This is a genomic window from Streptomyces sp. P5F9 (assembly GCF_057961495.1).
In genome coordinates this window covers 1-5978 of record NZ_JBXVPZ010000547.1, presented here as the reverse complement: position 1 = coordinate 5978, position 5978 = coordinate 1, and the positions used below count along the sequence as shown (strand labels likewise).

The window sequence follows — 5978 nt, the reverse complement described above, 5'->3', positions numbered from 1 at the left end:
CCGTCACCCCCTCGCCACCTCCCATACCGCTCGGTATGCTCGCCGCCAAGAGGCAACGAAGCCCTGGGAGGCCCCGTGTCCCGCACCGCCCTGCGTATCTGCCCCCTGTGCGAAGCCACCTGCGGGCTGACGCTCACCATCGAGGGCACCCGGGTGACCGGCGCCCGAGGCGATCGCGACGATGTGTTCAGTCGGGGGTTCATCTGCCCCAAGGGCGCCTCCTTCGGCGCCGTCGACAGCGACCCCGACCGGCTGCGCACCCCGCTCGTGCGCCGGGACGGCGAGCTGCGCGAGGCCACCTGGGAGGAGGCGTTCGACGCGGTCGCCGCCGGCCTGCGCCCGGTCGTCGAGCGGTACGGCCCGCACGCCGTCGGTGTCGTCCTCGGCAACCCCAACGTGCACACGATGGCCGGCGCCCTCTACCCGCAGGTCCTGCTCGGCGCCCTCGGCACCCACAGCGTCTTCACCGCGTCCACGGTCGACCAGATGCCCAAACACGTCTCCTGCGGTCTGCTCTACGGCGACGCCAACGCGATCCCGGTTCCGGACCTCGACCACACCGACCATCTGCTCCTCATCGGCGCCAACCCCCTTGAGTCCAACGGGAGTCTGTGCACCGCACCCGACTTCCCCGGCAAGCTCAAGGCACTGAAGGCCCGCGGCGGCACCCTCACCGTCATCGACCCGCGCCGCACCCGCACCGCCAAACTCGCCGACCGCCACATCGCGGTCCGCCCCGGCGGCGACGCCCTGCTGCTCGCCGCGATGACCTACGTTCTCTTCGACGAACACCTTGTGGAGTTGGGGGAGTTGGCCCCGCATGTGGAAGGCGTTGATGAACTCCGTTCCGCCGTACGGGACTTCACCCCGGAAGCCGTGGCCGGCGCCTGTGACGTGTCCGCCGACGAGATCCGTACCCTTGCCCGTGAACTCGCCGCCGCTCCAACTGCCGCTGTCTACGGCCGTATCGGCAGCTGCACCGTCCCGCACGGCACCCTGGCCAGCTGGCTGGTCGACGTCCTCAACATCCTCACCGGCAACCTCGACCGGCCCGGCGGTGCTCTCTTCCCGCAGGCCGCGACCGACCGGACACCCCGGCCCGCCGGACCCGGCCGCGGCTTCGCGCTCGGGCGCTGGCGCTCGCGGGTGAGCCAACACCCGGAGGCCAAGGGCGAGTTGCCGCTCTCCGCACTCGCCGAGGAGATCGACACCGCGACCGCCGAGGGCGAACCGATCCGCGCACTCGTCGCCGTCGCCGCCAACCCCGTGCTCTCCGCACCGGACGGCGCCCGCCTCGACAAGGCCCTCGACTCACTCGACTTCATGGTCAGCGTCGACCCGTACCTCAACGAGACCGCGCGCCACGCCGACGTGGTCCTGCCGCCGCCCCCGCCGTCCCAAAGCCCGCACCACGACTTCGCGTTCAACACCCTCGCCGTCCGCAACCAGGTCCGCTACACCCGCCCCGCGATCCCGCTGGAGCCCGGCCGGATGGCCGAGACCGAGATCCTGGCCCGGCTGGTCCTCGCCGCGACCGGCATGCACGGCGCCGACCCGGCAGCCGTGGACGCGATGGTCATCGACCAGACCCTCGGCAAGGCCGTCAAGGATCCCAACTCGCCCGTCCACGGCCGCGATCCGCACGAGGTGGCCGCCCAACTCACCGGCGACACCGGCCCCGAGCGACGGCTGGACATGATGCTGCGCCTCGGCCCGTACGGCGACGGCTTCGGCGTACGACCCGACGGGCTGACCCTCCAGCGACTGCTCGCGCACCCGCACGGCATCGACCTCGGCCCACTCAAGTCCCGCCTGCCGCAACCCCTCAAGACCCGCAGCGGGAAAGTCGAACTGCTTCCGCAGCCGATCGTCGACGACCTGCCCCGGCTCCGGCAGGCGATGAGCGACCGTGCCGACGGGCTCGTGCTCGTCGGCCGCCGGCATCTGCGGTCCAACAACAGTTGGATGCACAACGTGCCCGCCCTCACCGGCGGCACCAACCGCTGCACCCTGCAGATCCACCCCGACGACGCGGAGCGGCTGGGCGTCGTCGACGGAGCGCCGGTCCGGGTGAAGGGGGCCGGGGGAGAGGTGACCGCACCCGCCGAGATCACGGACGGGCTGCGGCGGGGCGTGGTGAGCCTTCCGCACGGGTGGGGCCACGACCGTCCCGGCACCCGGCTCAGCCACGCGGCCACCGATCCGGGCGTCAACGTGAACCAGCTGCTCGACGGCAGTCAGCTCGACCCGCTGTCGGGCAACGCGGTGCTCAACGGAGTGCCCGTGGAGGTCGTCGCATTCACCGCACCGCTGTGACCTGGAGTTTTGCGCTTATTGCTCGCGCGTCAACATCTTGTTAACGCGGCTTTGCGCGACCTAACGTCGTCGGACCGCCGTCCCTGGTGGGGTTCAAAGGCGAACGTTAGGTGTTCCACTCATGCTGACCATCCTCGGCTTCACCATGATCGCGACCTTCCTGGTCCTGATCATGCTGAAGAAGATGTCGCCGATCGCGGCACTCGTCCTGATACCCGCGCTGTTCTGCGTCTTCGTCGGAAAGGGCGCCAAGCTCGGCGACTACGTCATCGACGGCGTCACCAGCCTCGCGCCCACCGCGGCGATGCTCATGTTCGCGATCGTCTACTTCGGCGTGATGATCGACGTGGGTCTCTTCGACCCGATCGTGCGAGGGATCCTCAAGTTCTGCAAGGCGGATCCGCTGCGCATCGTCGTCGGTACGGCGGTCCTCGCCGCGATCGTCTCCCTGGACGGCGACGGCTCGACCACCTTCATGATCACCGTCTCGGCGATGTACCCGCTGTACAAACGCCTGAAGATGAGCCTCGTCGTGATGACCGGCGTCGCCGCGATGGCCAACGGCGTGATGAACACGCTCCCTTGGGGCGGTCCGACCGCCCGCGCCGCGACCGCCCTCAAGGTCAGCGCCAGCGACATCTTCGTCCCGATGATCCCGGCGCTCGCCGTGGGCATGCTGGCGGTCCTCGTCCTCGCGTACGTCCTCGGCCGCCGCGAGCGCAAGCGGCTCGGCGTGCTGACCCTGGACGAGGTGCTCGTCGAGGAGCCCGCCGAGTCGGAGACGGTCCTCGTGGGCGCCGGCTCGGGCAAGGGCGCCGAGAAGGGCACCGGCGCTTCGGGCGCCGGCAACGGCCCCAAGGCCACCGGCGGTTCGGGCTCCGGCACGGACGCGGACGCCGAACTCCCCGACGAGGACGACGGTTTCCAGGGCCTCGACCCCAACCGCGCGACCCTGCGCCCCAAGCTCTACTGGTTCAACGCGCTGCTCACGGTCACCCTGCTCACCGCCATGATCATGGAGTGGCTGCCGATCCCGGTCCTCTTCCTGATCGGCGCCGCCCTCGCCCTGACCGTCAACTTCCCCCACATGCCCGACCAGAAGGCCCGCCTCGGCGCCCACGCGGAGAACGTCCTCAACGTCTCCGGCATGGTCTTCGCCGCCGCCGTCTTCACCGGCGTCCTCCAGGGCACCGGCATGGTCGACCACATGGCGACCTGGCTGGTCGGCAACATCCCCGACGGCATGGGCCCGCACATGGCCTTCGTCACCGGCGTGCTCAGCATCCCGCTCACGTACTTCATGTCGAACGACGGCTTCTACTTCGGCATCGTCCCGGTGCTCGCCGAGGCCGGCAACGCCCACGGCGTCTCGACCCTGGAGATCGCCCGCGCCTCGCTCGTCGGTCAACCGCTGCACATGTCCAGCCCGTTGGTGCCCGCCGTGTACGTCCTCGTCGGCATGGCCAAGGTCGAGTTCGGCGACCACACCAGGTTCGTCGTCAAGTGGGCCGCCCTGACATCGCTCGTCGTCCTCGGGGCAGGAATCCTGTTCGGCATCATCTGACCCACGTGGCAAGGGACTTCACCATGGCGCCCGGCAGGAACCGCGGCTGGCTGCTCCGCCTCGTCATCGCCTTCAGCTTCACGCAGGGGGCGGTGTCGATGGCCCGCCCCGCCGTCTCCTACCGGGCCCTCGCGCTCGGCGCCGACGAGCGGGCGATCGGCGTCATCGCGGGCGTGTACGCGCTGCTCCCGCTGTTCGCCGCCGTACCGCTCGGCCGCCGCACCGACCACGGCCGCTGCGCACCCCTGCTGCCCGTCGGCGTGGTCCTCATCTCCGGCGGCTGCGCGCTCAGCGGCCTCGCCAACTCCCTCTGGGCGATGGCGATGTGGAGCGGCGTGATGGGCCTGGGCCACCTCTGCTTCGTGATCGGCGCCCAGTCGCTGGTCGCCCGCCAGTCCGCCCCGCACGAACAGGACCGCAACTTCGGCCACTTCACCATCGGCGCCTCCCTCGGCCAGCTCATCGGCCCCATCGCCGCGGGCGCCCTGATCGGCGGCTCCGACATGGCCGGCACCAGCGCGCTCGCCCTCCTCGTCGCGGGCGCGGGCGCCGCCGTCTCGTTCACTTCCTTGTGGCGCATCGAGGACCGTACGGCCGTCAAGTCCCGTACGGAGCAAGGCGACCGCGTACCCATGCGGAGCATCCTGGGCGCCCGGGGCGTACCCGCGGGCATCTTCATCAGCCTCTCCGTGCTCTCCGCGACCGACATCCTCACCGCCTACCTCCCGGTGGTCGGCGAGCACCGGGGCATCGCGCCCTCCGTCATCGGCGTCCTGCTCAGCATCCGCGCGGCGGCCACCATCGCGTGCCGACTGGTCCTGACCCCGCTGCTCCAACTCCTCGGCAGGGCAGCCCTGTTGACCGCCACCTGCTTGCTGGCGGGCGTCCTGTGCGCGGGCATCGCCCTCCCGCTCCCGGTCTGGGCCATCGGCCTGATGCTCGCGATCCTGGGCTTCTGCCTCGGAGTCGGCCAGCCCCTCTCCATGACGACGGTCGTCCAGGCCGCCCCGGACGGCGCCCGCTCCACCGCCCTGGCCCTACGGCTCACCGGCAACCGCCTCGGCCAAGTCGCCGCACCCGCCGGCGCGGGTCTCGTCGCCGGAGTCGCGGGCGTGGCCGCGCCGTTCGTGATGCTGGGCGCGCTGCTGGTGCTGTCGGCGGGGGTCGCCCTGCGCTCACCGGGCGGATCGTCACAGGGGCGTGGGGAACCCCGCAGGACGCGGCGGGCCGAGCCGTCCTTGGGCCGGAAGAGCGATATCTAGCGATATCTGACGGCGCGTACGGCGCTGCGCACACGTTCGGCGGGCCGAACGTGAAAGGGAATCAGGTTAACGAGTGATTCGTACGATAATCCCCTGATTCGGAGGGCTGTTCATGCCGACCTCATTCCTGCCCCGTAGAGCCGCCGCCTGGACGGTTCTCGCCGCCGCGGCAACCGTCGTCTCCGGTGCGCCCGTCGCCGTCGCCGCCCCCGGTGACAACGGAGACGTCAAGATCCACGAGGTGGGCACGCCCTTCACCGACGAGCGCAACCAGCCGAAGGTCTGCGACTTCTATCTCGACGCGTTCAACTTCGACAAGGGCCAGCAGGTCACCTGGTCCATCGAGACCCAGCCGTCGATTCCGGGCGGCGCGACCCGTTCCGGCTCGATCACGATCCCGAACGACGACGGCTCCGGCCACACCATGCCCATCGCGCAGCTGCCGAACGGCATGTACAAGCTGACCTGGACGTTCACCGGCGAGAACGGCGCGGGCAAGCACAAGGTCTTCCAGGTCGACTGCCCGTCCCCGCCGCCCGGCGGCAGCACCGGCGGCACGGGCGGTACGGGCGGTGGCACGGGCGGTCCCAACGGCGGACCGCCCGCCGGTGGCGGCGGGCTGGCCCGGGACGCGGCCCTGTCTCCGCTCGCGGGTGCCGCGGCCGTGGGCCTGACCGCGGTCGGCGGGGCGGTCTGGTTCCGGCTGCGTCGCCGTCCCCACGGTGCGTCCTGAGCGGATGCGATGAACTCCGGCTCTGCCCCGCGCCCCACACGGGCGCGGGGCGCTGACACCATGCGCCCGCGCCACGGGCCGCGACCGGCCGGGGACGGTCGGC

The 5978-nt window shown here is 71.0% G+C and carries 4 protein-coding genes; all 4 read left to right on the top strand.

The annotated features are described in order from the left end of the window. Nucleotides 1–75 precede the first annotated feature (75 nt). The 4 genes from AC31A1_RS45165 to AC31A1_RS45150 all read left to right on the top strand — a co-directional run bounded on the left by AC31A1_RS45165 (nt 76) and on the right by AC31A1_RS45150 (nt 5875). Nucleotides 76–2316: a molybdopterin oxidoreductase family protein gene (locus tag AC31A1_RS45165; protein ID WP_489658892.1), complete on the top strand. Its 2241-nt coding sequence runs from the start codon at nt 76–78 to the stop codon at nt 2314–2316. A gap of 121 nt (nt 2317–2437) precedes the next feature. Then, nucleotides 2438–3880, top strand: a complete 1443-nt coding sequence (locus AC31A1_RS45160) for a CitMHS family transporter (protein WP_489658891.1) — start codon at nt 2438–2440, stop codon at nt 3878–3880. A gap of 23 nt (nt 3881–3903) precedes the next feature. Next, complete coding sequence (locus AC31A1_RS45155; RefSeq protein ID WP_489658890.1) at nt 3904–5142, top strand: MFS transporter; 1239 nt, start codon at nt 3904–3906, stop codon at nt 5140–5142. 112 nt (nt 5143–5254) lie between these two features. Next, nucleotides 5255–5875 carry a hypothetical protein gene (locus AC31A1_RS45150; RefSeq protein ID WP_489658889.1) on the top strand — a complete coding sequence of 207 codons (621 nt, stop codon included), beginning with the start codon at nt 5255–5257 and terminating at the stop codon, nt 5873–5875. Nucleotides 5876–5978: the final 103 nt, after the last annotated feature.

What these genes read in the sequence shown, in the direction of transcription:
- AC31A1_RS45160 (WP_489658891.1), top strand. Translation starts at nt 2,438, where the DNA reads ATGCTGACCATCCTCGGCTTCACCATGATCGCGACCTTCCTGGTCCTG.
- AC31A1_RS45155 (WP_489658890.1), top strand. Translation starts at nt 3,904, where the DNA reads ATGGCGCCCGGCAGGAACCGCGGCTGGCTGCTCCGCCTCGTCATCGCC.
- AC31A1_RS45150 (WP_489658889.1), top strand. Translation starts at nt 5,255, where the DNA reads ATGCCGACCTCATTCCTGCCCCGTAGAGCCGCCGCCTGGACGGTTCTC.